28 protein-coding genes are annotated in these 25,984 nt (G+C 68.7%); 7 read left to right on the top strand and 21 right to left on the bottom strand.

Features of this window, described 5'->3' with window-relative positions; all coding sequences use genetic code 11:
- Positions 1–7: 7 nt before the first annotated feature.
- From FV242_RS07890 to FV242_RS07880, 3 genes are all read left to right on the top strand, one after another.
- A complete protein-coding gene (locus FV242_RS07890) occupies positions 8–625 on the top strand; it encodes a glutathione S-transferase family protein (RefSeq protein WP_187278358.1) in 618 nt (205 codons plus the stop codon).
- Positions 626–814: 189 nt separating this feature from the next.
- The gene (locus tag FV242_RS07885; protein WP_147938545.1) at positions 815–1,462 is read left to right on the top strand and encodes a dimethylmenaquinone methyltransferase; all 648 of its coding nucleotides are present in this window, start codon (positions 815–817) and stop codon (positions 1,460–1,462) included.
- Between the two features lie 9 nt (positions 1,463–1,471).
- Entirely contained in the window at positions 1,472–2,299 is an 828-nt protein-coding gene (locus FV242_RS07880; protein ID WP_147938544.1) for a YdcF family protein, read from the top strand.
- Here FV242_RS07880 and FV242_RS07875 read toward each other — a convergent pair.
- From FV242_RS07875 to FV242_RS07835, 10 genes are all read right to left on the bottom strand, one after another.
- The gene (locus FV242_RS07875) at positions 2,236–2,544 is read right to left on the bottom strand and encodes a DUF3253 domain-containing protein (protein WP_147906740.1); all 309 of its coding nucleotides are present in this window, start codon (positions 2,542–2,544) and stop codon (positions 2,236–2,238) included. The two genes, FV242_RS07880 and FV242_RS07875, sit on opposite strands and share 64 nt — an antisense overlap.
- Positions 2,541–3,302 (bottom strand): DUF599 domain-containing protein, encoded by a 762-nt coding sequence (locus FV242_RS07870; RefSeq protein ID WP_147906739.1) that lies wholly within the window; start codon positions 3,300–3,302, stop codon positions 2,541–2,543. The genes FV242_RS07875 and FV242_RS07870 overlap by 4 nt, the downstream gene beginning before the upstream one ends.
- An 82-nt stretch (positions 3,303–3,384) precedes the next feature.
- Positions 3,385–3,669: an acylphosphatase gene (locus FV242_RS07865; protein WP_147938543.1), complete on the bottom strand. Its 285-nt coding sequence runs from the start codon at positions 3,667–3,669 to the stop codon at positions 3,385–3,387.
- Positions 3,670–3,725: 56 nt separating this feature from the next.
- Positions 3,726–4,574, bottom strand: coding sequence for a formate/nitrite transporter family protein (locus FV242_RS07860; protein ID WP_147938542.1), 849 nt, complete (start codon positions 4,572–4,574; stop codon positions 3,726–3,728).
- A gap of 145 nt (positions 4,575–4,719) precedes the next feature.
- Entirely contained in the window at positions 4,720–5,151 is a 432-nt protein-coding gene (locus tag FV242_RS07855; protein WP_147906737.1) for a gamma-glutamylcyclotransferase family protein, read from the bottom strand.
- Positions 5,152–5,181: 30 nt separating this feature from the next.
- Positions 5,182–5,304: a hypothetical protein gene (locus FV242_RS36050; RefSeq protein WP_281407049.1), complete on the bottom strand. Its 123-nt coding sequence runs from the start codon at positions 5,302–5,304 to the stop codon at positions 5,182–5,184.
- Positions 5,301–5,531, bottom strand: coding sequence for a hypothetical protein (locus FV242_RS35150; RefSeq protein ID WP_147938541.1), 231 nt, complete (start codon positions 5,529–5,531; stop codon positions 5,301–5,303). The genes FV242_RS36050 and FV242_RS35150 overlap by 4 nt, the downstream gene beginning before the upstream one ends.
- Positions 5,532–5,547: 16 nt before the next feature.
- Positions 5,548–7,551 carry an acetyl/propionyl/methylcrotonyl-CoA carboxylase subunit alpha gene (locus FV242_RS07845; RefSeq protein ID WP_147938540.1) on the bottom strand — a complete coding sequence of 668 codons (2,004 nt, stop codon included), beginning with the start codon at positions 7,549–7,551 and terminating at the stop codon, positions 5,548–5,550.
- Positions 7,552–7,655: 104 nt separating this feature from the next.
- Positions 7,656–8,096: a hypothetical protein gene (locus tag FV242_RS07840; protein WP_147854217.1), complete on the bottom strand. Its 441-nt coding sequence runs from the start codon at positions 8,094–8,096 to the stop codon at positions 7,656–7,658.
- 162 nt (positions 8,097–8,258) lie between these two features.
- Complete coding sequence (locus tag FV242_RS07835) at positions 8,259–8,849, bottom strand: L,D-transpeptidase (protein WP_147938539.1); 591 nt, start codon at positions 8,847–8,849, stop codon at positions 8,259–8,261.
- Between the two features lie 182 nt (positions 8,850–9,031).
- Here FV242_RS07835 and FV242_RS07830 point away from each other — a divergent pair, with 182 nt between their 5' ends.
- Both FV242_RS07830 and FV242_RS07825 read left to right on the top strand, forming a co-directional pair.
- On the top strand, positions 9,032–9,961 hold the full coding sequence (locus FV242_RS07830; RefSeq protein ID WP_147938538.1) for a histone deacetylase family protein: 930 nt from the start codon (positions 9,032–9,034) through the stop codon (positions 9,959–9,961).
- A 590-nt stretch (positions 9,962–10,551) separates the two neighbouring features.
- On the top strand, positions 10,552–11,169 hold the full coding sequence (locus FV242_RS07825) for a LysE family translocator (RefSeq protein WP_147938537.1): 618 nt from the start codon (positions 10,552–10,554) through the stop codon (positions 11,167–11,169).
- A gap of 18 nt (positions 11,170–11,187) precedes the next feature.
- On the opposite strand, the gene ribB is transcribed toward FV242_RS07825, so the two are convergent.
- From ribB to FV242_RS07800, 5 genes are all read right to left on the bottom strand, one after another.
- Positions 11,188–12,264 (bottom strand): 3,4-dihydroxy-2-butanone-4-phosphate synthase, encoded by a 1,077-nt coding sequence (gene ribB, locus FV242_RS07820; RefSeq protein ID WP_147938536.1) that lies wholly within the window; start codon positions 12,262–12,264, stop codon positions 11,188–11,190.
- A gap of 155 nt (positions 12,265–12,419) precedes the next feature.
- Entirely contained in the window at positions 12,420–13,517 is a 1,098-nt protein-coding gene (aroC, locus tag FV242_RS07815) for a chorismate synthase (protein WP_147938535.1), read from the bottom strand.
- Positions 13,518–14,200: 683 nt separating this feature from the next.
- Positions 14,201–14,824, bottom strand: a complete 624-nt coding sequence (locus FV242_RS07810; protein ID WP_147938534.1) for a DUF3578 domain-containing protein — start codon at positions 14,822–14,824, stop codon at positions 14,201–14,203.
- Positions 14,825–14,837: 13 nt separating this feature from the next.
- Positions 14,838–15,929, bottom strand: coding sequence for a catalase family protein (locus FV242_RS07805; protein ID WP_147938533.1), 1,092 nt, complete (start codon positions 15,927–15,929; stop codon positions 14,838–14,840).
- Positions 15,930–15,998: 69 nt separating this feature from the next.
- Positions 15,999–17,138, bottom strand: a complete 1,140-nt coding sequence (locus FV242_RS07800; RefSeq protein WP_147906727.1) for an anhydro-N-acetylmuramic acid kinase — start codon at positions 17,136–17,138, stop codon at positions 15,999–16,001.
- 124 nt (positions 17,139–17,262) lie between these two features.
- Here FV242_RS07800 and tyrS point away from each other — a divergent pair, with 124 nt between their 5' ends.
- Positions 17,263–18,534 (top strand): tyrosine--tRNA ligase, encoded by a 1,272-nt coding sequence (gene tyrS, locus FV242_RS07795; RefSeq protein ID WP_147938532.1) that lies wholly within the window; start codon positions 17,263–17,265, stop codon positions 18,532–18,534.
- Between the two features lie 355 nt (positions 18,535–18,889).
- Here the strand turns inward: tyrS and tatC are convergent, their stop codons facing one another.
- From tatC to argS, 6 genes are all read right to left on the bottom strand, one after another.
- Positions 18,890–19,690 carry a twin-arginine translocase subunit TatC gene (tatC, locus tag FV242_RS07790; protein WP_147906725.1) on the bottom strand — a complete coding sequence of 267 codons (801 nt, stop codon included), beginning with the start codon at positions 19,688–19,690 and terminating at the stop codon, positions 18,890–18,892.
- Positions 19,687–20,262: a Sec-independent protein translocase protein TatB gene (gene tatB / locus FV242_RS07785; protein ID WP_147938531.1), complete on the bottom strand. Its 576-nt coding sequence runs from the start codon at positions 20,260–20,262 to the stop codon at positions 19,687–19,689. Before tatB ends, tatC begins: the two co-directional genes overlap by 4 nt.
- An 86-nt stretch (positions 20,263–20,348) precedes the next feature.
- On the bottom strand, positions 20,349–20,624 hold the full coding sequence (locus FV242_RS07780; RefSeq protein ID WP_147906723.1) for a twin-arginine translocase TatA/TatE family subunit: 276 nt from the start codon (positions 20,622–20,624) through the stop codon (positions 20,349–20,351).
- A 172-nt stretch (positions 20,625–20,796) separates the two neighbouring features.
- Positions 20,797–21,804 (bottom strand): beta-N-acetylhexosaminidase, encoded by a 1,008-nt coding sequence (gene nagZ, locus FV242_RS07775; protein WP_147938530.1) that lies wholly within the window; start codon positions 21,802–21,804, stop codon positions 20,797–20,799.
- 310 nt (positions 21,805–22,114) lie between these two features.
- A complete protein-coding gene (locus FV242_RS07770) occupies positions 22,115–23,470 on the bottom strand; it encodes an SPOR domain-containing protein (protein ID WP_147938529.1) in 1,356 nt (451 codons plus the stop codon).
- 49 nt (positions 23,471–23,519) lie between these two features.
- A complete protein-coding gene (argS, locus tag FV242_RS07765) occupies positions 23,520–25,271 on the bottom strand; it encodes an arginine--tRNA ligase (RefSeq protein ID WP_147938528.1) in 1,752 nt (583 codons plus the stop codon).
- Positions 25,272–25,561: 290 nt separating this feature from the next.
- Between argS and FV242_RS07760 the strand changes: the two genes are divergently transcribed.
- The gene (locus FV242_RS07760; RefSeq protein ID WP_147938527.1) at positions 25,562–25,981 is read left to right on the top strand and encodes a hypothetical protein; all 420 of its coding nucleotides are present in this window, start codon (positions 25,562–25,564) and stop codon (positions 25,979–25,981) included.
- Positions 25,982–25,984 lie beyond the last annotated feature (3 nt).

Raw genomic sequence — 25,984 nt, 5'->3', positions numbered from 1 at the left:
GGTCTTGGTGACGTTGCGCAAGCTCTGGGGGCGGCTCACCTCGGTGAACGTGCAGAAGGCCGTCTGGGGACTCGACGAGGCCGGACTCGCCTATGAGCGGATCGATGCCGGCGGTGCGCATGGCATCGTCGCCGATCGCGCCTACCGCGGCAAGAACCCGAACGGGCTCGTTCCGACCCTCGAGGAGGATGGGTTCGTTCTCTGGGAGTCGAACGCCATCCTGCGCTACGTGGCCTCGACCGCTCCGACCCTGGCGCTGCCGGCCGATCCGCGGACCCGCGCCCATGTCGATCAATGGCTGGACTGGCAGGCCACCACCTTCACGCCCGCGATGCGCGACGCGTTCTGGCAGCTCTACCGCTCGCAGAATCCCGACCGGACGGTGGTCTCCGCCTCGATGACGCGGACGGAGGCGCTGGCGGCCATGCTGGACGCGCATCTGTCGGACCGAGATTACATGGTGGGCGACGGCTTCGGCATCGCCGACATCGCGCTCGGCTGCGCCGCTCATCGCTGGCTGAACCTGCCAGCCGAGCGCATCGAACGCCCGGCCCTGCGCCGCTGGTACGAACGGCTCGCCGGCAGACCCGGTGCGGCTCGGGCGCTCGGCGAGCCGATCGCCTGAGCCGCGGGCCGGCAAGACACCGCCGATCCGGTTACGGTGGCAGGAGTGTCTGTCCCACCGGTGTTTCTTCGAGACCGGGCCGACGTGTTGCGCAGCGAGGAATCAAGCGCGGCCTTGTCGGCGCGCCCGCGCGATCCACCTTGACGGCAACGCGCCGATCCGTCCGGCGGCCCCTCACGGAACATCCCGATGGCGATCGACCCGACCCTGCGCGATGCGCTCTCCGCCGTAACGCCGGCCAGCCTGGCGCGGGCATTGACGCGCGCCGGGATCAAGGCGTTCAGCCCGCGCGGCCTGACGGCACGGGGCGGCAGTGCCATCGGCCCTGCCTATACCCTCCGGATGATTCCGGCCCGGAACGATGCCGCCGGTGACCTCGCTGCCGCGATCGACGCCGTTCCGGAGGGTGCCGTGCTGGTCATCGATGCCGCGGGTTCCGGCCTCGCCCTCCCCTTCGGAGCGATCGTGGCGGCGCGGCTCGCCCAGCGCGGCGTCGCCGGCTTGATCACCGACGGCGCCCTGCCGGATCCCACCGGTCTGCCGGTCTGGTCCGCGCAAGAGGCCGGCAGCGAGACCCTCGCCCTGGTCGGCGCGCAGGAACGCGTCTCATGCGGCGGGGCCGCCATCCATCCCGGCGACATCGTGGTCTGCGGGTCCGGCGGGATCGTCGCGCTACCGGCCGACCTCGCCGAGCGGGTCGCCATGGAGGCCGTCGAGCAACAGCGCCTGGACCTGTGGATCCAGCGCGAGGCCGAGAGGGGCGAAAACCTCGCCAGCCTGCTTCCGCCGGACGCCGCGGCCCTGGCCCGGTTCGAGGCCGAGACGAAGCCGGCTTGAGGCCTACCGATGTTCTTCCCGCTTTCGAAGGTGGTCTACTTTCTGATCACCCCATCGAATTTCTGCCTCTTTGCCGTCCTGATCGGCCTCGGTCTGGTGGCGGTGACGCGCCGGCGACGCTCCGGTCTGGGGCTCGCCGGTCTCGGCCTGCTGGGCCTGATACTGGGCGGTTTGTCACCGCTGTCGGACATGGCGATGTTGCCGCTGGAGCAGCGCTTCCCGCCGTACCCGGACGACGGGCCCGCACCGACCGGGATCGTCGTGCTCGGCGGTGCCATCGAAGCGGGTCCGTCCGAGGTGCGGGATCAGGTCATCGTCAACGATGCCGGCGAGCGGCAGATCTACTTCGCCGACCTCGCCCGCCGTTTCCCTGGGGCCCGGCTGGTCTTCTCCGGCAGCAGTGGCTTCATCGGGGGCGGCATTTCGGAGGCCGACATCGTCAGTCGCCAGGCGGATGTCATCGGGCTGCCGCGGACGCGCATGATCCTCGAGAACCGATCGCGCAACACCTACGAGAACGCGATGTTCTCCGCTGCGCTGGTTCAACCGAAGCCCGGCGAGCGCTGGTTGCTCGTGACGTCGGCCTGGCACATGCCCCGGGCGATCGGGTGTTTCCGGAATGCGGGTTTCACGGTCGATGCCTTCCCGGTGGATTACCGGACCCGGGGCTGGGGCGACGTGGCCCATTTCCACGGCTTCGCTTCGGAGGGGCTCCTCCAGCTCGATCTGGCCGTGAAAGAGTGGATCGGCCTCGCGGTCTATCGCCTCGCCGGCTACACGCCGGATTGGCTGCCCGGGCCGGAGCCGGTCGCCGCACCCGGCAGCGCCAGCCGGTAGATCCCCCGGAAGTCGTCCGGGTCCACCGGCTTACCCTTGCGCAGGATCGCGACCCGGCCCGCATGGGCGAGCCGCACCGCCACCCGGCGCACCGGCTGCATCAGCGGGCCCCATCCGTCCGGATGCGGACCGCCCAGGGCCCTGGCCACCTCCGACGGGCAGATCGTCTTGCCGGCCCCACGCTCGGCCACGAGGCCAAGCAGGGTTTCCTCGATCGTTGCCTCGTCAGCTTTGGTCGTGGTCATATCCGTGCCTCTTCGGCGGGGGCCAGGAGCGGACCCTCGTGCGGCCCTTCACCGGCCTCCAGCAACGCCTTGCGGATCTCCGAGGCGAACTGTCGACGCCACATGATGATGACCACGGAGGTTGTCGAGGCGAGCAACACATATGGGCTGATGAACCAGCCGAGATAGGCCAGCGCGAAGAAGAACGCGCGCTGCCCCCGGGCGAAATGGCGCCCCGCGCTGACGTTCATCGCCGCCACCCGGCGGACGGCCCGCAGCATCTCGGTGTCGCTGGCGCCGGACCCCTTCGACGGCACGGCCCCGAGCAGGATCGCCGCGTAGTTGAACAGCCGGTAGGCCCAGGCGAACTTGAAGAACGCGTAGACGAACACGAATGCGAGGCCGGCGACCTTCAACTCCCAGGTGGTCCGGTTCGCCACCGTGCCGAACGGCAGGGTCGCGAACAGGTTGAGCACGTCGTCGCCGGAGCGCGACAGGGTCAGCACCGAGCCCAGCGCGATCAGCGAGGTTGAGGCGAAGAAGGCGGTCCCGTTCTGCAGCGAGGCGTTGATCTGCGTGTCGACCACCCGGTTGTCGCGGCCGATGACCTGCCGGGCCCAGTTGGACCGGTGGACGTTCATGATCTGGCTGAGGGAGACCATCCGACCGCGCAGGCGCCCGACCGACAGGCCGTACGCCACCCAGGCGAGGATGAAGTACACCAGGGCCCCGATATCGAGGGGCGAGAAGGCGGCGCTGCCGGTGGTCGGGTCGGTCATGATCTCGGAGCGCCAGGGAAGCGGATTCGGATACGGCCTGACGGCCATACCAGTCCGGCCCGCCGCGCAGAACCCGCCCGGATCAACCCCGCAGGATGTCGAAGCCGTGCGTCTCGGGCGGATCGCCGCCTTCCTGCACGATGACCTCGCCGACGCGGGCGTGGGGCGGGCCGGAGCGGCATAATGCGATCATCCGGTCCACCGCATCCGGCGCGCCACAGAACACGGCCTCGACCGAGCCGTCGGCGCGGTTGCGGACGAAGCCGGTCAGATCCAGCGCACGTGCTTCGGCCTGGGTCCAGGCTCGGTAGGAGACGCCCTGGACGCGTCCCTTGACGATCACTGAGACGGTGCAGGTCACGCTCATCGGATCGGCACCGCCTCGCAACAAGCCCGCGCGAACGGCGCGGGCTGCCATACAGCTTATTCGGCCGCCATTGGGCGACGCACGCCGGCGCCGACCCGGGCTGAACGCGTCTCGCCCGTACGGACGTGGGTCGAGTAGAGCATCAGGCCGGTGAAGGCGAGGCCGCCGACGATGTTCCCGAGCAGGGTCGGGATCTCGTTCCACAGCAGGTAATCCATGACGGTCAGGTGGCCGCCCATGAGGATCGCCGATGGGAACAGGAACATGTTCACGACCGAATGTTCAAAGGTCATGAAGAAGAACACCGTGATCGGCATCCACATGGCGATCACCTTGCCGGGCACCGAGGTGGACAGCATCGCCCCGATCACGCCGGTGGAGACCATCCAGTTGCACATCATCGCGCGCACGAAGAGCGTCAGCATGCCGGCGGCGCCGTACTTCTCGTAGCCGAGGGTGCGCGCCTCGCCGATGCCGGCGATCGCCTTGCCGACGGCGTTCGGCTCGGTGGCGAAGCCGAAGGTGAACACGATGGCCATCATCAATGCGGTGGTGAGCGCGCCGGCGAAGTTGCCGAAGAACACCAATGTCCAGTTCCGGGCGATGCCGGCCACGGTGACGCCCGGGCGCTTATCGATCAAGGCGAGCGGCGTGAGCACGCAGACGCCCGTGAACAGATCGTAGCCGAGCAGGTACAGCATCGAGAAGCCGACCGGGAACAGCAGCGCGCCGACCAGCGGCTGACCGGTGGTCTGGTTGATCGTCACCGCGAAGGCGGCCGCGAGCGCCAGGATCGCGCCGGCCATGTAGGCCCGGATGAAGGTGTCTTTGGTGGCCATGAAGACCTTCGATTCACCGGCATCGACGGCCTTCTTCACGAAATCGGCGGGCGCCAGATAGGACATGCGAACCTCTCCCTCGCACGCGGCCGCCGATCGCCGTTGACCGAAGGGCGCGCTGCGCAAATACGACAGCTTTCCGGGGCGAAAGGCTGGTGTGGCTGCCCCGGTCGATCGCGAGCAAGCAGGTTGCGTACCAACTGCCGCCCGTTCAGGCGGGCGGTCCGCGCATCCAGGTACTGAGTTCGCGGATATAGGCCGGCGGAAGCTGGGCGGCACGCGCGGCCGCCAGCACGGCGTCGAGGTATCCGGGTCTTGGCCGGCCCGGTGCGGTGGAGCGGCCGAGATAGATCAGGGCGCGCTTGGTGCCGGCGGCCGTGGTCACGGGCAGCGTCGCCTTGGCGTAGAGCCCGCCCGCGACGCCCTCGTAGCGGTCCAGCGCCGGGATGTCGTCGAGCGCCAGCTCCCACAGGACTCCGTGCACCACCCGGGCGGGATCGCGCACCACCGAGGCGTAGCCCTCGCGCATGACGATGAAGCGATGCCGTTTCAGGCAGCCGCCGCCGATCAGCCGCGAGACCGGGCAGCGCAGGGCCATCGCGGCGGCATCCATGTTCGCGCCGTAGGCGAAGTAGAGGGGCATACCGCAGCGATCAGCGGCCGACCGGTCGAGTCACTTCCCCGATTTGCGCTCGTCGCGCTGCACGGCCCACTCGTTCGCCCGCATCGCCGCGTAGGCCACGGCGACGGTGACGGCGGGAATCACGAACGTCACGAAGATTTCGCCCGAGCTCATGGCTTGATGCTCCGCAGCACGCGCCTGCCGATCGCATGTAAGCCGATGCCTGCGGAAAGCCAGATCGCCGCGAAGAATGCGGTGGCCGGATGCAAGGTCGGCGCGCTCGCGACTCCAAAACTCATGGCCGTGATCGGCGTCACGAACCCGATCACCGCGAAAGCCACCGCGATGTTGTTCAGCGCGGTGGCCAGGAGCTTCGTCTGCTCGTTGTGAACTGCAGTCACGACGAGTGCGCTGCGATCAGGCGAATTCGAGGATCACCGCGTCGACCGCGAGGCTGTCGCCTTCCTTGGCGTGGATCTTCGCGACCGTGGCGTCGCGCTCGGCGCGGAGCATGTTCTCCATCTTCATCGCCTCGACCACCGCGATCGGCTCGCCGTTCTTCACCTCCTGGCCCTCGGTGACCAGGATCTGCTTCACGAGGCCCGGCATCGGGCAGAGCACCTGCTTGCCCGAGCCGGCCTGCTCCTTCACCGGCATCAGCGCGGCGAGTTCGGCTTCCCGGCGGGTGTAGACCCGGGCCTCGGCGGCCGCGCCGGCATGCTGCAGGAACACGCCGTTCAGCAGGCCGCGCACCTGGATGGCGACGCGCTCGGAGCCGATCGTTCCGATCCAGACCGGCTCGCCCGGGCGCCACGCACTCGCCACCGGCAGCGCCGTGCCGTCATCGCGGGTGACGATCAGGTCCTCGCCCTCCGGCTCGATGGTCACCGCGTAGGATTGGCCGGCCAGGATCACGACGCGATCCCGCTCGAACGCGAACAGGCCCGGCGCGCGCATCTGCCCGGAGATGCCGCGCTTGCGCTGGTTCAGCTTGTGGTCGATCGCCGCCGCCGCGGCCATCATGCGGATCGCCACCGCACCCGCGGGCTCCGGGGCGACGAAGCCGTTCGGGAATTCCTCGGCGATGAAGCCGGTGGAGAGCTCGCCCTCCTGCCAGCGCGGATGCGCCATCAGCGCGGAGAGGAACGGGATGTTGTGGCGGATGCCGTCGATCGCGAAGGCGTCGAGCGCGTCGCCCTGCGCTGCGATCGCCTCGGCCCGGGTCGGCGCCCAGGTGACCAGCTTGGCGATCATTGGATCGTAGTGGATCGCGATCTCGCCGCCCTCCTCCACGCCGGTGTCGTTGCGCACGATCGCGGTGCCCTGACGGCCCTCCTCCGGCGGCCGGTAGGTGGTCAGACGTCCGATCGAGGGCAGGAAGTTGCGGGTCGGATCCTCGGCGTAGACGCGGCTCTCGACGGCCCAGCCGTCCAGCTTCACTTGCTCCTGCGTCAGCGGTAGCTTCTCGCCGGCCGCGACCCGGATCATCAGCTCGACGAGGTCGAGGCCGGTGATCATCTCGGTCACGGGATGCTCGACCTGGAGGCGGGTGTTCATTTCGAGGAAGTAGAACGACTTGTCCTGGCCGGCGACGAACTCGACCGTGCCGGCGGAATCGTAGTTCACGGCCTTGGCGAGGGCGACGGCCTGCTCGCCCATCTTCCGGCGCGTCTCGGCGTCGAGCAGCGGCGACGGCGCCTCTTCGATCACCTTCTGATTGCGGCGCTGGATCGAGCACTCGCGCTCGCCGAGATAGATCACGTTGCCGTGCTTATCGCCGATCACCTGGATCTCGATGTGCCGCGGGTCGGTGATGAACTTTTCCACGAACACCCGGTCGTCGCCGAAGGACGAGGACGCCTCGGACTTGGCGCGGGCGAATCCCTCGGCGACTTCGCCCGACGAATGGGCGATGCGCATGCCCTTTCCGCCGCCGCCCGCGGAGGCCTTGATCATCACCGGGTAGCCGATGCCGTCGGCGATCTCGACGGCGTGCTCGGGGCTCTCGATCACGCCGAGGTAGCCCGGGACCGTTGAGACGTTGGCGGCGGCGGCCGCCTTCTTGGATTCGATCTTGTCGCCCATGGCGGCGATGGCGCCGGGATTGGGGCCGATGAACACGATGCCGGCGGCCTCAAGGGCCTTCGGGAAGGCCTCGCGCTCGGACAGGAAGCCGTAGCCGGGATGGACCGCCTGGGCGCCGGTCTGCCGGCAGGCCTCGATGATCTTCTCGATGACCAGGTAGGACTGCGCCGCGGCGGCGGGGCCGATATGGACCGCTTCGTCGGCCATCGTGACGTGCACCGCATCGCGGTCGGCGTCCGAATAGACTGCCACCGTCCTGATGCCCATCTTCCGGGCGGTCTTGATGACCCGGCAGGCGATTTCGCCCCGGTTGGCGATCAGGATCTTATCGAACATCGCTGGCGCATCACTTTCGAGATCGCCGGATTGCACACCGGCTTGACTGTCCCGATAGATCAGTTGCGCCGCGGACGGAAGCTGCGCCTTGGTCGAAGGGTCGCTCAGGCGGCGAGCGCGAAGGTGAGGCGCGGAGCCTGGGCCGCCTCACGGGTCCAGCGGTTGGCGTCCAGCGCGAAGGCCATCAAGGTCTCGGCGCTGCCTTCCGCCTCACGGACGATCTCCATGGCGATCCGGGCGCCGACCGGGCTCGGGCCGTCCCGGCCGCTGAGCGAGCTGGCGAGCCAGGCGGCGACATCCCGGTCGATGTAGCCGGTCGGGCGCAGGCCCCAGACGGCGAAGTCGACCACCGAAGCCACAAGAAAGTCCGCGAAGGCCTCGGAGCCGATCACGGCCCGCTCCAGGGCGATCAGCATGTCGGCTTCGTCGCGGCTCATGATCCCCTCCGGCAGAACCTCGCGCTTGAGGACCAGCAGGTCCTCGTCGCTGATCGCGCCAGTGGAAACGGCATGGTTGCAGAACTGTTGAACGGAGATCATGGTCATGGCTGCCTGCTCCTCCGACCTTTGCTGCGGTCGGTGTTTGTCCCGGTGTGATTTGAACTTACGGGACGGCACCCCTGCCGGAAGTTAACGGCAAGATCTGAACGGAAGTTCAGGTAAACACGGACCGAGCAAGCAGGCTTATTGGGACGTTGACCAGTTGCGTTACCGGACGATGACCGTGGCTCCGACCGGGGCACGATCGAACAGGTCCACCACGTCGATGTTGCGCATGCGGATGCAGCCCGACGAGACCGCTTGGCCGATCTTCTCCGGCTCGTTGGTTCCGTGGATCCGGTAGAGCGTGTCCTTGCCGTGATCGGACAGGTAGAGGGCGCGCGCGCCGAGCGGGTTCATCGGTCCGCCCTCCATCGCGTGAACGTGCGGCCAGCGCCGGATCATCTCGGCCGGAGGGTTCCAGGCCGGCCACTCGGCCTTGCGGGTGACCGTGGCTGTCCCGGTCCAGCCATAGGCCTCATCACCCACCGTGACGCCGTAGCGGATCGCCTTGCCGTCCGGCAGCACGAGGTAGAGCTGGCGCTCCCTGGTCTCGACGACGATCGTGCCCGGAGGCTGTCCGGTCGGATCGCTCACCTGGTAGCGCGCGAAGTGCGGATCGAACTCGGCGTCGGGCACGAGCGCCATGAACTCGGCGTCGCGGGCCGAAACCTTCGGGTCGGGCACGGCCTTGAACGTGCAGCCCGCGAGCAGGACGACGCAGGCGATGGCCGGGATGAGACGCGGGATGAGACGCATGCGGCTGTTCTCGGACCTCCTCCGCGCCGCCGGGCATGCGGCCCGGCCGCAATGCGCCCGCGGAAGATTCGAGCAACTATAATCAGGGCGGGCACGCACCCGTAGTCCGCGCGTTCCGCCCATGGCACATTGCCGGCTCTTGTTGCAGGCGCGCGACAGGACCGCACCCGGGAGCGACCGTCGTGACCACCCTGTACGTCAGCCATCCCGCGAGTTTCGACCACGAGGTGCCGGAGGGCCATCCGGAGCGGCCGGCGCGGATGCGTGCGATCGAGCGCGCCCTGGAGGACGAGCGCTTCGCCGGCCTCGTGCGGGTCGCGGCGCCCAGGGCGGAGATCGAGGTGGCCACCCTGGCGCATCCGCGCGAGTACGTGGACGCATTGGTGGCGGCGGTCCCGGAGCACGGGATGGTCGGGATCGATGCCGACACCATCCTGTCCGCCGGTAGCCTGGAGGCGACCCTGCGGGCGATCGGGGGCGCCAACCATGCCCTGGATTCGGTCATGGCCGGCGAATGCCGCAACGCCTTCGTGGCGATGCGCCCGCCCGGGCACCATGCGGAGCGGACCCGCTCGATGGGCTTTTGCCTGTTCAACCACGCCGCCATCGCGGCCCGCTACGCCCGGCAAAAGCATGGTGCCGAGCGCGTCGCGCTGGTCGATTGGGATGTGCATCACGGCAACGGCAGCCAGGACATCTTCTGGGACGATGGCAGCGTGCTCTACTGCTCGACCCACCAGATGCCGTTGTATCCGGGCAGTGGCGCCGCCTCGGAGCGCGGCGAGAAGGACACGATCGTCAATGTGCCGCTGCGGCCCAACGACGACGGCGAGGTGTTCCGCGAGGCGTTCGAGGCCGGCATCCTCTCGCGGCTGGAGACCTTCCAGCCCGACGTGATCGTGATCTCGGCGGGCTTCGATGCACACCGCCTCGACCCGCTGGCCAATCTCCGGCTGGAAGCGGAGGATTTCGGGTGGGCGACCCGCAAGTTGATGGACTTGGCCGAGCGGTCCGCCGGCGGCCGGATCGTCTCGGTGCTCGAGGGCGGCTACAGCCTGGAAGGCCTCGCCAAATCCGTGTCCGCCCATGTCGACGCACTCATGGGCCGGTAGGCCCAGACCTATCGAGATGTTCGAGCAAAGGTCGGCATAGGACTGTCCCGCTTGGCCAGTGACCCCTGGTCTTTGCCGAGGGCGTTCTGAAAACTGCCTCGTCATCCCGGGGCCGCGAAGCGGAGCCTAGGATCTAGAACCAGTGTCGGATCAGTGACTTGCGCCGTACGGGGTTCTGGATCCCGGGCTCGCCTACTGCGCCCCGGGATGACAGGGCAGCGGCTGAAATGTCCGCGGAACCCTGGGATCCGCGGAGGAAGCATAACCGTCGGCGACAGGTCTGTTCCTTCCCCGCCCACTTCTCGGCGGTCACCTTGGCGAGAGCTGGTCGCATGCCCTCGGACCTAGCCTGCGCCCTCCAAAACGCTTGGTCCCATGGCCGAAGCGCCTCGCGTGCAGAGCGATCCAAACACCTCGAAACGGCTGACCGGTAGGCCCCTCGCGTGTCCGGTTGCCGTCGGCATCCGGCACGCCATAGTCGGGTCCACCAACGGGCAGGCGAATCGCGCGATGTCACAGAGAATGATCGGCGCGAGACCGGAGGCGGCCCGCCCGGCCGCCGCAAGCCCGTTGGACCCGGGCTTTGCGCGATGACGTCGGCCGGCTTCCTCACTTACGCCTTGGCGCTCGGCGTCGCGGCCGCGGTGCCCGGCCCCGGCGTCGTCGCCCTGGTCGCGCGCGCCCTCTCTTCAGGCTTCAAGGCCGCCATGGCCTTCGCGGTGGGGCTGGTCCTGGGCGACCTCACGTTTCTGTCCGCGGCGGTATTCGGGCTGGCCCTGATCGCGGAGACTTTGGGCGAGCTGTTCGTGATCGTCCGCCTCTGCGCCGGCCTGTATCTCGCCGTTCTCGCGGTCCGGCTCTGGCGCTCGGCCGGCCGGACCGACCGGGTGGAGGGCGGCCCGGCCGACCGGCCGCTGGCGAGCTTCCTCGCCGGACTCACCGTCACCCTGGCCAACCCCAAGACGATCGTCTTCTACCTCGCTGTGCTGCCGACGCTGATCGACCTTCGCACCATCACGACCGGGGACTACGCCACACTCGTCGGCCTGACCGGATCGGTGCTCGCTGTGGTGATGACGCCCTATGCCGCCCTCGCGGCACGGGCGCGGGATGCCTTGAGCGAACCTGCCTTCCGCGCCCGGCTGAACAGGGGCGCCGCCGCCATCATGGCGGGCGCCGCAATCTGGACCATCGCGCGCCGCGCCTGAGGCGCGTCCGGCCTCGGATCACCCCTCCAGCGGCTCGTCGCCCAGGAGTTCGATACCGAAGCCCGAGAGGCCGACATACGAGCGCGCCGAGGTCGCGAGGTTGCGGATCGACACGATTCCGAGGTCGCGCAGGATCTGGGCACCGAGGCCGACCTCGCGCCACTGGCGGGCGCGCAGGGCCTCCGTGCCCTCCTCGGTGGCACTCTTCATGGGAACGCCCGCCGTGCCGTCGCGCAGGTAGACCAGCACCCCACGACCCTCGGACGCGAAGCGCTTGAGCACGGTGTCGATCTGCTTGCCGCCGCCGATCACGTCGGCGGCGACGTTGGAGCGGTGCAGGCGCACCAGCACGTCCTGGCCGTTGCCGATCTCGCCCATCACGAAGGCAAATTGCTGGATCGTCTCGAACGGCGTGGAGAACGCGTAGGCCGTCACGTCGCCGTGGTTGGAATGGACCGTGAAGTGCCCGACCCGCTCCACCAGCCGGTCCCGGGCCTGCCGGTAGGCGATGAGGTCGGCGACCGAGACGCGCTTGAGGCCGTGCGTCTCGGAAAAGGCCTCGATCTGCGGGCCCTTCATCACCGTGCCGTCGTCGTTTGCGAGCTCGCAGATCACCCCGACCGGGGGCAGTTCGGCGAGCTTGCACAGGTCGACCGCGGCCTCGGTATGGCCCGAGCGCATCAGCACGCCGCCGTTGCGGGCGATCAGCGGGAAGACGTGGCCGGGGCGGACGAAATCGCCGGCGCCCATGTTGCCGTTGGCGAGCGCCCGCACGGTGTTGCAGCGCTGTTCCGCGGAGATGCCGGTGGTCAGCCCATGCTTGGTGTCGACCGTGACCGTGAACGCGGTGCCCAGCGGCGCGTCGTTCGAGGCCACCATCGGGTCGAGATGCAGCCGGCGGGCCTCATCCTGGGTGATCGGCGCGCAGACGATTCCGCAGGTGTTGCGGATGATGAACGCCATCTTCTCCGGCGTGCAGAGCGAGGCGGCGACGACGAGATCGCCTTCGTTCTCGCGGTCGTCATCGTCGGTGACGACCACGATCTCGCCGCGGGCGAAGGCTGCGATGGCCTCGGTAACGGTGCAATGGGGCACGGATCGCTCTCTCGTCTCGCATCTCTCCGCCCCGCGCGGGGTGGACAGGCCCGGCTCGCCCGCGCCGGAAAATGGTCCGGCGCGGGCGAGACTGTGAAATCGTGAATCCGAAGCGCTCGGTCGATCGCGGGGCGATCGGCCTCGGCTGCGGCGCGTCAGGCGGCTCCCACCTGTCCGCGATGACGTAGATAGTGATCGGCCAGCACGCAGGCCATCATGGCCTCCGCCACCGGGACGGCGCGGATGCCGACGCACGGATCGTGGCGGCCCTTGGTAATCAGGTCGACCTCGCCGCCGTCGCGGTTCACCGAGCGGCGCGGGGTCAGGATCGAGGAGGTCGGCTTCACGGCGAAACGCACCACCACCGGCTCGCCGTTGGAGATGCCGCCCAGGATGCCGCCCGCATGGTTGGCCATGAACCGCGGGCGCCCGCCGTTGCCGCTGCGCATCTCGTCGGCGTTGTCCTCGCCGCGCAGGGCGGCGGCCGCGAACCCGTCGCCGATCTCCACGCCCTTCACGGCGTTGATCGACATCATGGCGGCGGCGAGATCCGCGTCGAGCTTGCCGTAGACCGGGGCGCCCAGGCCCGGGGGCACGCCCTCGGCCACGACCTCGATCACGGCGCCGACCGAGGAGCCGTCCTTGCGAATGCCGTCCAGATAGGTCTCGTACAGGGCGGCCGTCTCGGGGTCGGGGCAGAAGAACGGGTTGTTGCCGACCTCTTCCCAGTCCCAGCGCGACCGGTCGATGGCGTGCGGTCCCATCTGCACCAGGGCGGCCCGGATGGTGATGCCCGGAATCACCTTGCGCGCCACCGCACCCGCGGCGACCCGGGCCGCGGTCTCCCGGGCCGAGGAGCGGCCGCCGCCGCGATAGTCGCGGATGCCGTACTTGGCATCGTAGGTGTAGTCGGCGTGGCCGGGCCGGTAGCTGTCGCGGATCTCGGAATAGTCCTTCGAGCGCTGGTCGGTGTTCTCGATCATCAGCGCGATCGGCGTGCCGGTCGTGAACTGACGCCCGCCGGTGCGGTCGTCCGAGAACACTCCCGACAGGATCTTCACTTGGTCGGGCTCGCGGCGCTGGGTGGTGAAGCGCGACTGGCCGGGCTTGCGGCGGTCGAGTTCCGCCTGGATCTCGTCGGCCTCCAGCGCCAGCCCGGGCGGACAGCCATCCACCACGCAGCCGAGCGCGACCCCGTGGCTCTCGCCGAAGGTTGTGACGCGGAACAGGTGGCCGAAGGTGTTGTGAGACATGACGCGGCCCGTCTAGCGCGGGAGCGCCGGTGGCACAAACGGCAGGTGATGCATGCGATCGTTCAGTTCGCGATCAACCCGCCGGGCTGGCATTCGATACGAGCCTGAGGAAGCTCGCCGCATTCAGCGCTCGTTGGCCCGCTTCGCAAAATGTAGCGCCCCAAACCCGAGGATAAGCGCTGCCGCAGGAACGCTCAGCAGGACGAGGAGATTCACGATGCTCATGACACCAACTCCTTCAGGAAGCGCCGCACAGCGTAATGTCGGCTCGCGCTCGCGATCCAGCAAACAATCGCGATGCAAACAACCCCGGGGATCGGAACGCTCGGCGGACTCGATGTGTACAAGACTGCAAAGATTGGCGCCAGCCCACCAACGGCGAAGATCGATCCAGCGATCGCATTGACATAATTTGCGGTCAGCTTTGTTCGCTCATTCACAATAAGAATGGTCCGCGGAGAGGGTCTGTTTTTGAAGAGCGATCTGTCCATCTGTCGTGACTCGAGCTTCTTGCTCGGCATTTTCACCTCACCAGAGCCTTGTGGGAAGGTGAATTTCAGACGAATTCGTTGCCTGTCGTTAGATCGCACTCTGTCGATCAGAGTTTATTATATGGCAATCGATTTGCTATAAACCGAATGTTTATTTCATGCATTTATCTATAATTCAATACGAATGGTAGTTTATGCGATTGAAAGGCCTTCTTTGGCCTCTCCCCGTTCGAGACCACCCCGCCCCTTGAGCGCCCGATAAGCCGCCACGCCCGCCGCCAGATCCGCGCGCAGCCGCCGCTCGTCGCCGAGGTCGTCGAGGGCGTAGGTCAGGCCGAGGATGTGCGCGGCCTCGTAGCCCTCCGGCAACTCGCCGGCGCTGCCGAGGGTGATGCACCGGTTCGGCAGGCGCTCGGCGAAGTCGGCGAGGCGTACGCGCAGGGCATCCCCGCTGGCGCGCAGGTAGGCCTCGGCGCGCGGCCCGTGCTCGCGGATCGCGGCGACGGTCCCCTGCGCGAGCGACAGGTGGACGACCGGGCGGTGCGCCGGGAACAGGTAGACGAGGTAATAGCCGCGCGTCGCGCTGGTCGTGACGGCCGGGTCGAACACCGCCACCCATGGGACGGCGGCCCAACGGGTGCCCCGGCCGGGACTGCCCTTGACGAGGAACGGGCCATCGATCGGTTCGAGGGCTGCCCGCAGCTCATCCGGCGCCCCGCGTCGGATTACCGCCGCGAGGGGATGCCTGGCCGGCGGATCGAGGCGGGCGAGCGGGTATTCCTCGACAATCCGGCGCAGGGCGTGGCCGAGGCTCACCCACCCGCCGGCATCATGCCGGCACCTGGTCGATGGACGTCGGTTCCGTCTCCGGCGTCTGATTGCGGCTATGGCGGAAATTGGAAAGCGCCTGATAGGTCTTGAGCCGCGCGCGCATCAGCGAACCCAGCGGGCGATGCGCCACCAGGCTGTGGGCCGGCCGGAAGGACAGCACGTCGTCGGCGTAGCGCGTCCGCGCCGCGGACCGGGCATCCTGGGCCGGCAGGACGAGTCGCGCCACGGTGCGGTAGGGGCTGGCCGCCTCGTTCCAGCGCTTCGATGCATCCTCGACCGGCATGTCGTCGAGGTTGGTGCAGAGTTGGACGCGGAGTTCGAAGACGGCCGCATCGCCCGCGAAGAAGGCACCGACCGCGTGCCGGAACGCGTCCGGGTCCTGGCCCGGATGCAGCTCCTCGTTCGCCAGGGCCTGCTGCCGCGCGCCGGCCGGGAAGGCCGCGATCTTCGCGACATGATCGCCGTAGCGGAGCGCGGCCTGGGAATAATACGGCTCGGCCAGCGGGTGCAGAGGCTGGTGTCCGAAGAAGTCCAGCAGCGCCGAGCTCTCGCCGGTCGCCGACTTCACCACCGCGTCGGCCGCCCTTGCGATGTGAGACACAACGGACTTTACGGCCTCCGGCGCCTTCGTGCCGGCTTCCAGCTGCTTCATGCTGCCCAGGAAGCCCTTCGCGTCCGGGTTCGGGAAAACCGGGCCCGTGGCGAGCACGAAATCCTGCGTGGCGGCCCCGTGGCCGGGTAGCGTCTCGCCCGGGACGCCCAGGACCTTGATCGCCATGCCCCGATGGGTGGAGACGCTGTCCTTAAGCAACTCCCCCGGCCCCTGCGCGAAGCGCACGATCACCGGATAGCTGCCGCCTTTGGCGAACAGACCCTGCTTTAGCTCGGGCGGGAGGTCGTCCGGCACCTGAAGCTCGCCCGTGACCACGCCGCTGACCTTGGCGTGCGACGCCCGCACCGCATGGCCGTAGCGCGCGGCCGTCGTCTCGCTCTCGCGGGTCATCGACGCGATGATCGCATCGATCGTTTCGGCCTCATAAGGCGCGGGCGTCTCGATGCCGTCGTGATAGCGCAGGTAGGTCTCGGCCAAAGTCTCGGATCCCGATCGCCTCGATCCAAGTCCAACAGACGGGCCGTTCGTCGGGTTCGGGCCTCGCGATCAGGCAATCGGTCGCGCCAGCACCCCGCCGGTCTTCGGCTCGCTCACTCCGGTGGTTGAGGGGAACGTGATCGGGAGGCCCCGGAGGGAGCGGACCGCCAGATACGCGAAGGCCTGCGCCTCCAGGTAGGCCGACGACCATCCGATGGCGTCTGCAGTCGTGATCTCGGACCGCAGGTGATAGTTCAGGAGCCGCACCAACTCGCCGTTGCGCGCGCCGCCGCCCGCCACGATCCAGCGGGTCGGGATCTCGGGGGCGTGGTCCAGGGCCCGGGCCACCGCCCGCGCCGTGAAGGCCGTGAGCGTCGCGGCGCCGTCCTCCGTGGAGAGCTGACCGGCCAGCTTGTGCGAGAACCAGTTGCGGTCGAGGGACTTCGGCGGGCGGCGGAAGAAGAACGGATGCATCAGCAGCCAGGCGAGCAGCGGCTCGTCAGCGCGGCCCCGGGCGGCGGTACGGCCGCCGTCGTCGAGGTTCTTGCCCTCGCGCTCCTGCATCCACTCGTCGATCAGGGCGTTGCCGGGGCCGGTGTCGAAGGCGATCACGCCGCCCTTGGAATCGATCAGGGTGGCGTTGGCGACGCCGCCGATGTTGAGGATGCCGAACGGTCCGTCGAATCCGGAGGCCTGCGCCAACGCCTTGTGGAACACCGGCACCAGCGGCGCCCCCTGCCCGCCGGCCTCGATGTCGGCCCGGCGCAGATCGGAGACCACCGGGATGCCGAGCCGGGTCGCCAGCGCCTGCCCGTCACCGATCTGGATCGAGATGCGCTGGTCCGGCCGGTGGATCACGGTCTGGCCGTGGAAGCCGATCACGTCGACCGTGCTCGCGTCCAGGCCGTTCTCGGCGAGAAACCGTTCGACGGCCTCGGCATGGGCCTGGGTGACGAAGGCCTCCGCCTCGGGCAGCCGGCCGGGCCGGTCGCCCGGATGGAGCACCGATTCCGCATCCTTGGTCGCCACCCGCAGGAGCGCCTTCTCGTCGTCGGAGTAGCCGCGATAGCCGGTCGGCCCAAGCGGCTCGAGGAAGTTGTTGTGGCCCCTCACCACGTGGACCCGCTCGCCGTCGGTCTCGATCAGCGCGATGTCGACGCCGTCCAGCGAGGTGCCGCTCATCAGTCCGATCGCGCGCATCATCGCCATTGTGCTCGACCCCGTGCCTTTCGGCGAACGCCCTGCTAAGAGCGCGCCGTATCCTGAACCCCAGCCCGAGCTAGCACGCAGAGCCTTTGCCTGTCGCGCCGGCTGGCGACCCGAGACCGCAGCCATGAATGCCGAGAGCTTCGCGCCGAAATCCGACTTCCTGCGGATCCTCACCGAGCGCGGCTATATTCACCAGACCTCCGATCTCGCCGGGATCGATACCGCGGCGCTCGAAGGGCGGCTGACGACCTACGTCGGCTACGATTGCACGGCGCCCTCGCTCCATGTCGGGCACCTGCTGTCGATCATGATGCTGCACTGGCTTCAGGCCACCGGGGCTAAGCCGATCGCCCTCATGGGCGGCGGCACCACCCGGGTCGGCGACCCGTCCGGTCGCGACGAGAGCCGGAAGATCCTGACCGTCGAGCAGATCGACGCCAACAAGGCCGAGATCCGCAAGACCTTCGACCGGTTCCTGCGCTTCGGCGAGGGCGCCGGCGATGCCGTGATGGTCGACAACGCCGAGTGGCTGACCAAGCTCAACTACATCGAGATGCTGCGCGACATCGGCCGCCATTTCTCGGTGAACCGCATGCTGTCGATGGACAGCGTCCGGATGCGCCTGGAGCGCGACCAGGAACTGTCGTTCCTAGAATTCAACTACATGATCCTGCAATCCTACGACTTCGTGGAGCTGAACCGCCGCTACGGCTGCACCCTGCAGATGGGCGGCTCGGATCAGTGGGGCAACATCGTCAACGGCATCGATCTCGGCCGGCGCATGGGCACGCCCCAGCTCTACGCCCTGACCTGCCCGCTGCTGACCACTTCTTCGGGCGTCAAGATGGGCAAGACCGCCGCCGGCGCGGTCTGGCTCAACCCGGACATGCTCAAGCCGTACGATTACTGGCAGTTCTGGCGGAACACCGAGGATGCGGACGTGGTCCGCTTCCTGAAGCTGTTCACTTTGCTGCCGATGGAAGAGATCGCGCGGCTCGCGGCGCTGGCCGGCTCCGAGATCAACGCGGCCAAGACGGTGCTCGCCACCGAGGCCACGGCGCTGATGCACGGCCGCGAGGTGGCGGAAGCCGCCGCCGAGACCGCCCGGAAGACGTTCGTCGAAGGCACCCTCGCGACGGATCTCCCCAGCGTCACCGTTCCGGCCGCCACCCTCGAAGCCGGACTCGGCGTGCTCACCGCGTTCGGGCCGGACATCGCCAAGCTGGTGCCCTCGACCAGCGAGGCGCGCCGCCAGATCAAGGGCGGCGGTTTGCGGGTGAACGATGCCGCCGTGACGGACGAGAAGGCGGTGCTGACGCCCGCAGACCTGACTCAGGACGGGGTGATCAAGCTGTCCTTCGGCAAGAAGCGTCACGTGCTGCTGCGAACGGCGTAGGGCTCCGACGAGGTGGCTGTTTCGCATCCCTCAAGAATCAAGAGTGATTGGGGCCGGTTCGCTCGACTAGACTCCCGGCCCGTGTGCTGAATGGTTGGGACGGGCGGGGCAGGACGCGCGCAACGGCACAAGCCTCCTCCTTGTCATCCCGGGGCCGCTAAGCGGAGCCCGGGATCCATACACGCTGACAGCTTAAGGCCTTGCACCGTTGGCGTTTATAGGTTCCGGGCTCGCCTGCGGCGCCCCGGAATGACACGGCGATCGATCTTGCCGTCTTGGCATCGTCGGCACGCCGGAGGTCACAGGTCAGCGGTGAAACGCATTCCGAACCGTTGATCGCTGCCGACGCCGATCCTTACGGATCCAACCCTTCCGCGGCCCGACGCGCCGCGCGCAGCTTCTCCACGCGCGAAACGGAGAACACCGAGGCCTCGTAGAGGATCAGCATCGGCAGCGCGAGCGAGAGCTGGGAGATGACGTCCGGCGGGGTCAGCACTGCGGCCACGACGAAGACGAGAACGATCGCGTAGCGGCGCTTCTCGCGCAGGAACGCCGCGTCGATGATGCCGATCTGGCCGAGCAACGTGAGGATCACAGGCAACTGGAACGCGATGCCGAAGGCGAAGATCAGCGTCATGATCAGCGAAAGGTACTCGTCGACCTTGGGCAACAGCTTGATCGTCGGCTCGCCGGCCACGCCGACCTGCTGCAGCGACACCGAGAACTTGATCAGCAGCGGCATAGCCAGGAAGAAGACCACCAGCGCGCCCAGGATGAAGAAGATCGGCGTGGCCACGAGGTAGGGCAGGAACGCCTTGCGCTCGTTCCGGTACAGGCCCGGCGCCACGAACGCGTAGATCTGCGTGGCGATCACCGGAAAGGCGAGAAACGCGGCGCCGAACACGCTGAGCTTGATGTTGGTGAACACCTGCTCGAGGAAGTGCGTCGCGATCAGTTCGGCGTTCTGGACCCCCACGATCGAGACGTAGGGGTAGACCAGGATGTTGTAGATATCCCGGGAGAAGAAGAAGCAGCCGAAGAACATCACCACGAAGGCCGCCAGCGACTTGATCAGCCGCGCGCGCAATTCGATCAGGTGTTCGAGCAGCGGTGCCCGGGACGCTTCGATCTCGGCCTCGTCGGCGTCGCTCATCATCGGGCAGTGGCGCCGTTCTTCGGGTCCAGGGGAGCGTCGTGCGGGGTCTGAGGTTCGGGCGGCGGTCCGTAGGGATCGTCGACCGAGCCCGGGACCGGAAGCGGGGCCTCAGGCGGCACCGCGTCGGTATGCGGCGCAGCGTCAACGGCACCGGGGTCCGCATTGGCCGGTGCGACGGCGTCCTGCTCGGCCTTGAGCTGCGCGGTAGCGTCGGCCAGGGAACGCGTGTCCGCGACCGGCTTCTCGGGGCCGAGGGGCTCGGAACCCTGGCGGGCGGCGACCCGGCCCTCGACTGCGCCTTTCAATTCGTCCCGGATCGTCTGGACCGGATTGAAGCCGGAACTCGCGGTACGGACCGTGTTGCGGATGCCGTCGACCTCCTTGCGGACCTCGTCGAGTTCGGCTTCGCGGATCGCCTCGTTGAACTGCATCTGAAACTCGCCGGCCATGCGGCGCAGTTTCGTGGTGATCTGTCCGACGGTGCGCAGCGCCTTCGGCAAGTCCTTCGGCCCGATGACGATGAGGGCGACGCCGCCGATCAGCATCACCTCGCCCCAGCTCATGTCCAGCATGTCGTCGACGGTCCCGCTGCCCTGGGATCCGGACCTCGATCCGAACCCCGTCAGGCTCTACACCACAGCGCGCGCCCTGACAGTCCTCAGACCGGCTTACGCTCGCCGCCGGGCAGATGGCTCGCCGGAACCGCGGTCCCGGGGCTCGTCTCGGCGGCGTGGGGGATGGTGCGGACCGGCTCGTTCGGCGGAGCGACCGGCTGGCTGCTGACCGGCGGCGTCTCGTCCTCGGCCATGCCCTTCTTGAACGCTTTGATGCCCTTGGCGACGTCACCCATTAGGTCCGAGACCTTGCCGCGTCCGAACAGCAGCATGACGATGACGGCAACGATGACCCAGTGCCAGATACTCATGCTGCCCATGGCAACCTCCTGCGTGCGCCCACCTGGCCGCGCCCACTTGCCTGCGCTCCCATATGGGGGCGGGACGCCACGGCCGGTTGAAGAATTCCGGGCGAACCTAGGGATCGTACCGCCCGAACACAAGCAGAGGCGGCATCAGGGACAGTGGATGCCCGCGGTGGAAGGCCGCGGATCAGGCGGCGGTCGCGAGCGCGGCCGCGAACCGGGCCCGGGCTTCGGGCACGTCGAGCCCGTCGCCGGCACGGTCCAGGCATGCCAGGGCTGCAGCGGCCCGCCTCGCGGCGGCGCCGTCGAGAGTCGGTGCCGCCTCAGCGACGGCCCGCATCTCGTCCATCGCGCCGTTGCAATGCAGGCCGACATCGATCCCCGCCGTGAAGGCGGCTTCGGTTCGGTCGCGGAACGTGCCGGTGAGCGCGTGCATCGACAGGTCGTCGGTCATCAGCAGGCCGTCGAAGCCGATGGCGCCGCGGATCACGTCGCGGATGACGGTCGCCGACTGGGTCGCCGGGCGGTCGGGATCGATGGCCGTGAAGACGACATGGGCGCTCATCGCCATCGGTAGGTCGGCGAGCGCCTGGAACGGCCGGAAATCCTGAGCGGCCAGCGCCGCCAGGGTCGCCTCCACTACCGGCAGGCCGTGATGGCTGTCGCAGGCGGCGCGGCCATGGCCGGGCACGTGCTTCATCACCGGTAGGACGCCGCCGGCCATCAAGCCTTCCGCGACGGCCCGGCCGATCTCGGCCACCCGATCCGGGGACGATCCGTAGGCCCGGTCGCCGATGATGTCGTGCGATCCCGGCGCCGGCACGTCCAGGACAGGCGCGCAATCGACGTTGATGCCGACCTCGGCCAAGTCATGGGCCATCAGTCGGGCCCCGAGCCGCGCGATCGCGGTGGCACTCCCGTTCAGGCGTCCGTAGCGGCCGCCCGCCGGGTAGGCCGGCCAGTGCGGCGGGCCCATGCGCTGGACCCGGCCGCCCTCCTGATCGATCAGGATCGGGGCGGCGTCGGAACCCAGGCAGTCCCGCAGCGCCGCCGTCAGCGCCCGGACCTCGTCCGGCGTGCCGATGTTGCGCTTGAACAGGATGAAGCCCCAGGGCCGAACGTCCCGGAAGAAGGCGGCCTCCTCGACGGAGAGCGTCTTGCCGGCGCAGCCGAGGATCAGGGCACGGGCGGTCATGCGGGGTTCTCGGTGGCCGCTTGGGTGCGGCGGAGGATATGTCGGGTTCGGCGAATCGGTGGCGGCAGAGTCGGGCGGGAACAGGGAGGCGGCAAGGCGAAACCGCGGGCCTGAAAGATTGGAGCCCAAGTCCGAGACCGAGTGTTGCGGGCGGGACTCGCGTGCACCGCCCCCCTCAGATCAGCCCCTGCCCTCTCAGGCTGGGGCGCAACACGCCCGCCCCTAGCCGACGTTCACGTCCGGCGGCGAGGCGTCGACCTCGTAGTGCACCAAATCCGGAGCCTGACCGGTGGCCGGCGCTACCGCGGCCTCAGTTCTTGGCGACGAAGCACTGCCCGCCCTCGCCCTGGAGGGTGCTGCACAGGCTGGTTGCCTCGTTCTTGGCCAGGGGCCCGACGCGGACGCGGAAGATCGTCTTGCCGTTGACCTCTGCCTGGCGGATCAGCTCGGGCTTGCCGGCAAGGCCGCTGTACTTGGCCTGCATCTGCTTGAGCGCCGCCTTCGCCTCGGCGGCGGAGCTGCGGACGCCGAGCTGGACCGAGAACCCGCCGACCGAACCCGTCTTGACGGTGTCGTCGACGGCATCCGGGGCGTCCGGGGCCGGCGTGGCCACGGTGGCGACCCGCTGCGCGGCCTTCGGGGCCGGCTTGACGGCGACGGACTTCGGCGGGGCGGCATCGGCCGCCATGGAATTCGGCGCGGCCTGGACCGGCTCGGGATCCGGCGCCGCCAGGGAGGCGGCGGCCTGGCGGCCGGGCTTGGACTTGGTCTGGGGCGGCTCGTCGGTGGGCAACACCATGGTCGGGATCGGGGCCGGCGCGGCGTCGGCCTGGGCCTCGCGCTGGACCGGCGCGGGAGGGGCCTCCGGCTTCACCGCGACGGTGCGGACCCGGCGCGGCTCGCCGAACGCCTCGAACGGGCCGTTGCCCGGCGTGGTGCCGCTCTGCGCACCGCCGGCGGGACCGGTCCCCTGCGCCGCGCGGGCCGCCTCGGCCACGTCGATGGGCTGCTCCTCGCGGTTGACGATCTTGATCTGGGCTTCCTTGGTCTTGCCCTTGGTATCGTAGATCTGCCGGTTCTGGTCCGGGATCTCGACGCCGTCGGCGACCTTCGGGGCGACCTTGAGCGGGGTCGAATCGGCCTGGACCACGGGTACGCCGCCGGCGCTGCCCGAGCCCTGCAGGCCCTTGTAGGTGAGCGCTCCCGTCACCGCCACGGCGACGATGGCGATGCCGGCTCCGACGGACGCCAGACGGCGGCGCGGGTTCACCCGGCGCAGCGAGCGACCCTCCGCGTAGTCCGCGGCGGCGGCCTCCTGCGGATCCCCGGCTTCCGCGCCGTACGCGACCGGTTCCTCGTGGGTGTCGCGATCTACTGAGGCCAAGTACTGGTCGAAGGCGTCGGCAGGGTTCGACTTGGGCGGCTCGGGGGCGAAGCTCGGCTCGACCCGGCCGTCCCAGTTGGCCTGCGGCTGCGCGGGCGCCGCGCCGCGCATCTCGTCGCGGGCCGCCAGGAGCGCACGGAACGGGTCATCCTGTCCGACGATCCGCGCCAGCTCGGCCAGCGGATCGGGCTTGGCGCCCCCCGGGGGAACACGCCCCTGCTCCTGACGCAGATCGCGCGCAAGGGCGTCCAAATCGACCTGAGCGCGCGAAGCGTTCGTCATGGCAGCATCCTCACATCACGGCCGGTCACCGGCCCGATGCATATCGAGCCTATCGCATCTCATCCGGCGCGGTCACACCGAGCACTGCGAGGCCGGCCGCGAGGGTACTCCGTAGAGCCTCGACGAGCGCCAGCCGCGCCCAGGTCGACTTTCGGTCGGTTGCATTAACAAACCGTAATTGCGGCAAGTCTTTGCCCTTGTTCCATAAAGTATGGAGCGCGGCCGCCGTCTCGTAGAGGTGGAACGCGATCCGATGCGGCTCGTGCGCCATGGCCGCCGATTCGAGCACGCGGGGATATTGGGCGATCAGCCGCATCACCTCGACCTCGCCGGGATCGGTCAGGAGGCTGAAATCGGCCTCGCGCAGCAACGCCGCCACGGACAGGTCCGCGCCCGGGAAAGCCTCGCGCGCCTGCCGCTGCACCGAGCGGACGCGGGCATGGGCGTATTGGACGTAGAAGACCGGGTTGTCCTTCGACTGCTCGACCACCTTGGCGAGGTCGAAATCGAGGGTCGCGTCGTTTTTCCGATAGAGCATCATGAACCGGATCGCGTCGCGGCCGACCTCGTCGATCACGTCGCGCAGGGTCACGAACTCGCCGGCCCGCTTCGACATCTTCACGGGCTCGCCCGCGCGCAACAGCCGCACCAGCTGGCACAGCTTCACGTCCAGCGTCGCCTTGCCGTCGCTGACCGCCTTCACGGCCGCCTGCATGCGCTTGACGTAGCCGCCGTGGTCGGCGCCGAGCACGTCGATCAGCTCGGTGGCGCCCGCCAGGTACTTCGCGCGGTGGTAGGCGATGTCGGAGGCGAAGTAGGTGTAGGATCCGTCCGACTTCAGCAGCGGACGGTCGTTGTCGTCGCCGAAATCCTTGGTGCGGAACAGCGTCTGCTCGCGATCCTCCCAATCCTCGGGCAACTGGCCCTTGGGCGGCGGGAGGCGGCCCTCGTAGACCAGCCCACGCTCGCGCAGCTCCTCGAGCAGCGCCTTCACGGCGCCGCTCTGCTGGAGGGTCCGCTCGGAGAAGAACACGTCGTGCCGGATGCCGATCGCCGCGAGGTCGGCCCGGATCATGTCCATCATCATGGCGAGGGCCGTCTCGCGCACGGCGGGGAGCCAGTGCGCTTCCGGCTGATCGAGGAGTGCGCGGCCGTGGGTCTCGGCGAGATGTGCGCCCACGGGCTTGAGGTAATCGCCCGGATAGAGCCCTTCGGCGATCGCGAACGGCTCGCCCAGAGCCTCGCGGTACCGCTGGTAGGCGGATCGGGCCAGGACGTCGACCTGAGCCCCGGCGTCGTTGATGTAGTATTCGCGCGTCACTTTGCGGCCGGCTGCGACCAGGAGGTTGCACAGGGCGTCGCCGAAGACCGCGCCGCGGCCGTGGCCGACATGCATCGGCCCGGTTGGGTTGGCCGAGACGTACTCGACGTTGATCGGCCCCCCGGGAAGCTGCGCGCGGCCGAATTGGTCCGGATCGGAGAGCGCGCTGCGGATCACATCCTGGAAGAGTCCGGGCACCAGCCGCAGGTTGATGAAGCCCGGGCCGGCGACGCTGGCCTCCAGGATGCGCGGGTCGGCGCGCAGTTCCGTGGCCAGGGCCTCCCCGAGGGCCTTCGGGTTGGTGCGGGCCTCCTTGGCCAGGACCAGCGCGGCGTTCGTGGCCAGATCGCCGTGCGTCGTGTCGCGCGGCGGCTCGACGACGACGCGGCCGAGGTCGAGGCCCTGGGGCAGCTGGCCGGCGCGGGTCAGCGCCTCCACGGCCTCGCGCACACGCGCCTCGAACAGGGCGAAGATGTTCATCGGTCTCGGTCTCGCTCGCGCGGGGATGCTGCCGCAGGGCCGTCTCGGCCCGCGCCCGCCGGGAGCCGTCTAGCAAGGGGGCGGGAGAGTGTCACGGCGGCGGTACGGGCCGGCCGGTCCGCGGAGCAAGCCGGCGTTAACCGCGCCGCTGGAACGATCGGGCATTCGGCCGGACCAGCGCAGTTTATCCCCACGCGATGACTACCGACGCCCCCCGGACCATCTTGTCTTGGGTCCCATGAGTCTATGTGATCGACAGGATCGCAAAATTCTGGATCTTGGAGATCTTCATGAAGACCTTGATGTTGGCGGGCGCGGCCCTCTGCGCGGTAGCCCTGGCGGCACCGAGCGCCGAGGCCAGGGGCTTCCGGGGCGGAGGATTCCACGGCGGCTATCACGGCGGTTTCGCCGGGCGCGGCGGTTACGGCCGCGGCTTCAGCTATGGCCGTGGCTACGGGTATCGCGGCGGCTACGGACGCGGCCTCGGTTACGGGTTGGCCGGCGCGGGCATCGGCCTGGGGCTCGGGCTCGCCGCCGGCAGCGCGTACGGCGCCTACGGTTACGGTTACGGTGGCGGCTATGGCGGCGGCTATAGCTATCCCGCGGCCTATGGTGGTTACGACTACGCCTACCCGGCCGCTTATGGCGGGTACGGCGGATACGGTTCTGGGGGCTGCTATGGCAGCTTCACCTGCGGCTGCGGCTGCTGATCG

Origin of the sequence: Methylobacterium sp. WL64 (assembly GCF_008039945.1) — a bacterium.
Classification (GTDB): Bacteria; Pseudomonadota; Alphaproteobacteria; order Rhizobiales; family Beijerinckiaceae; genus Methylobacterium.
This window is presented reverse-complemented; position numbering and strand designations above follow the sequence as displayed.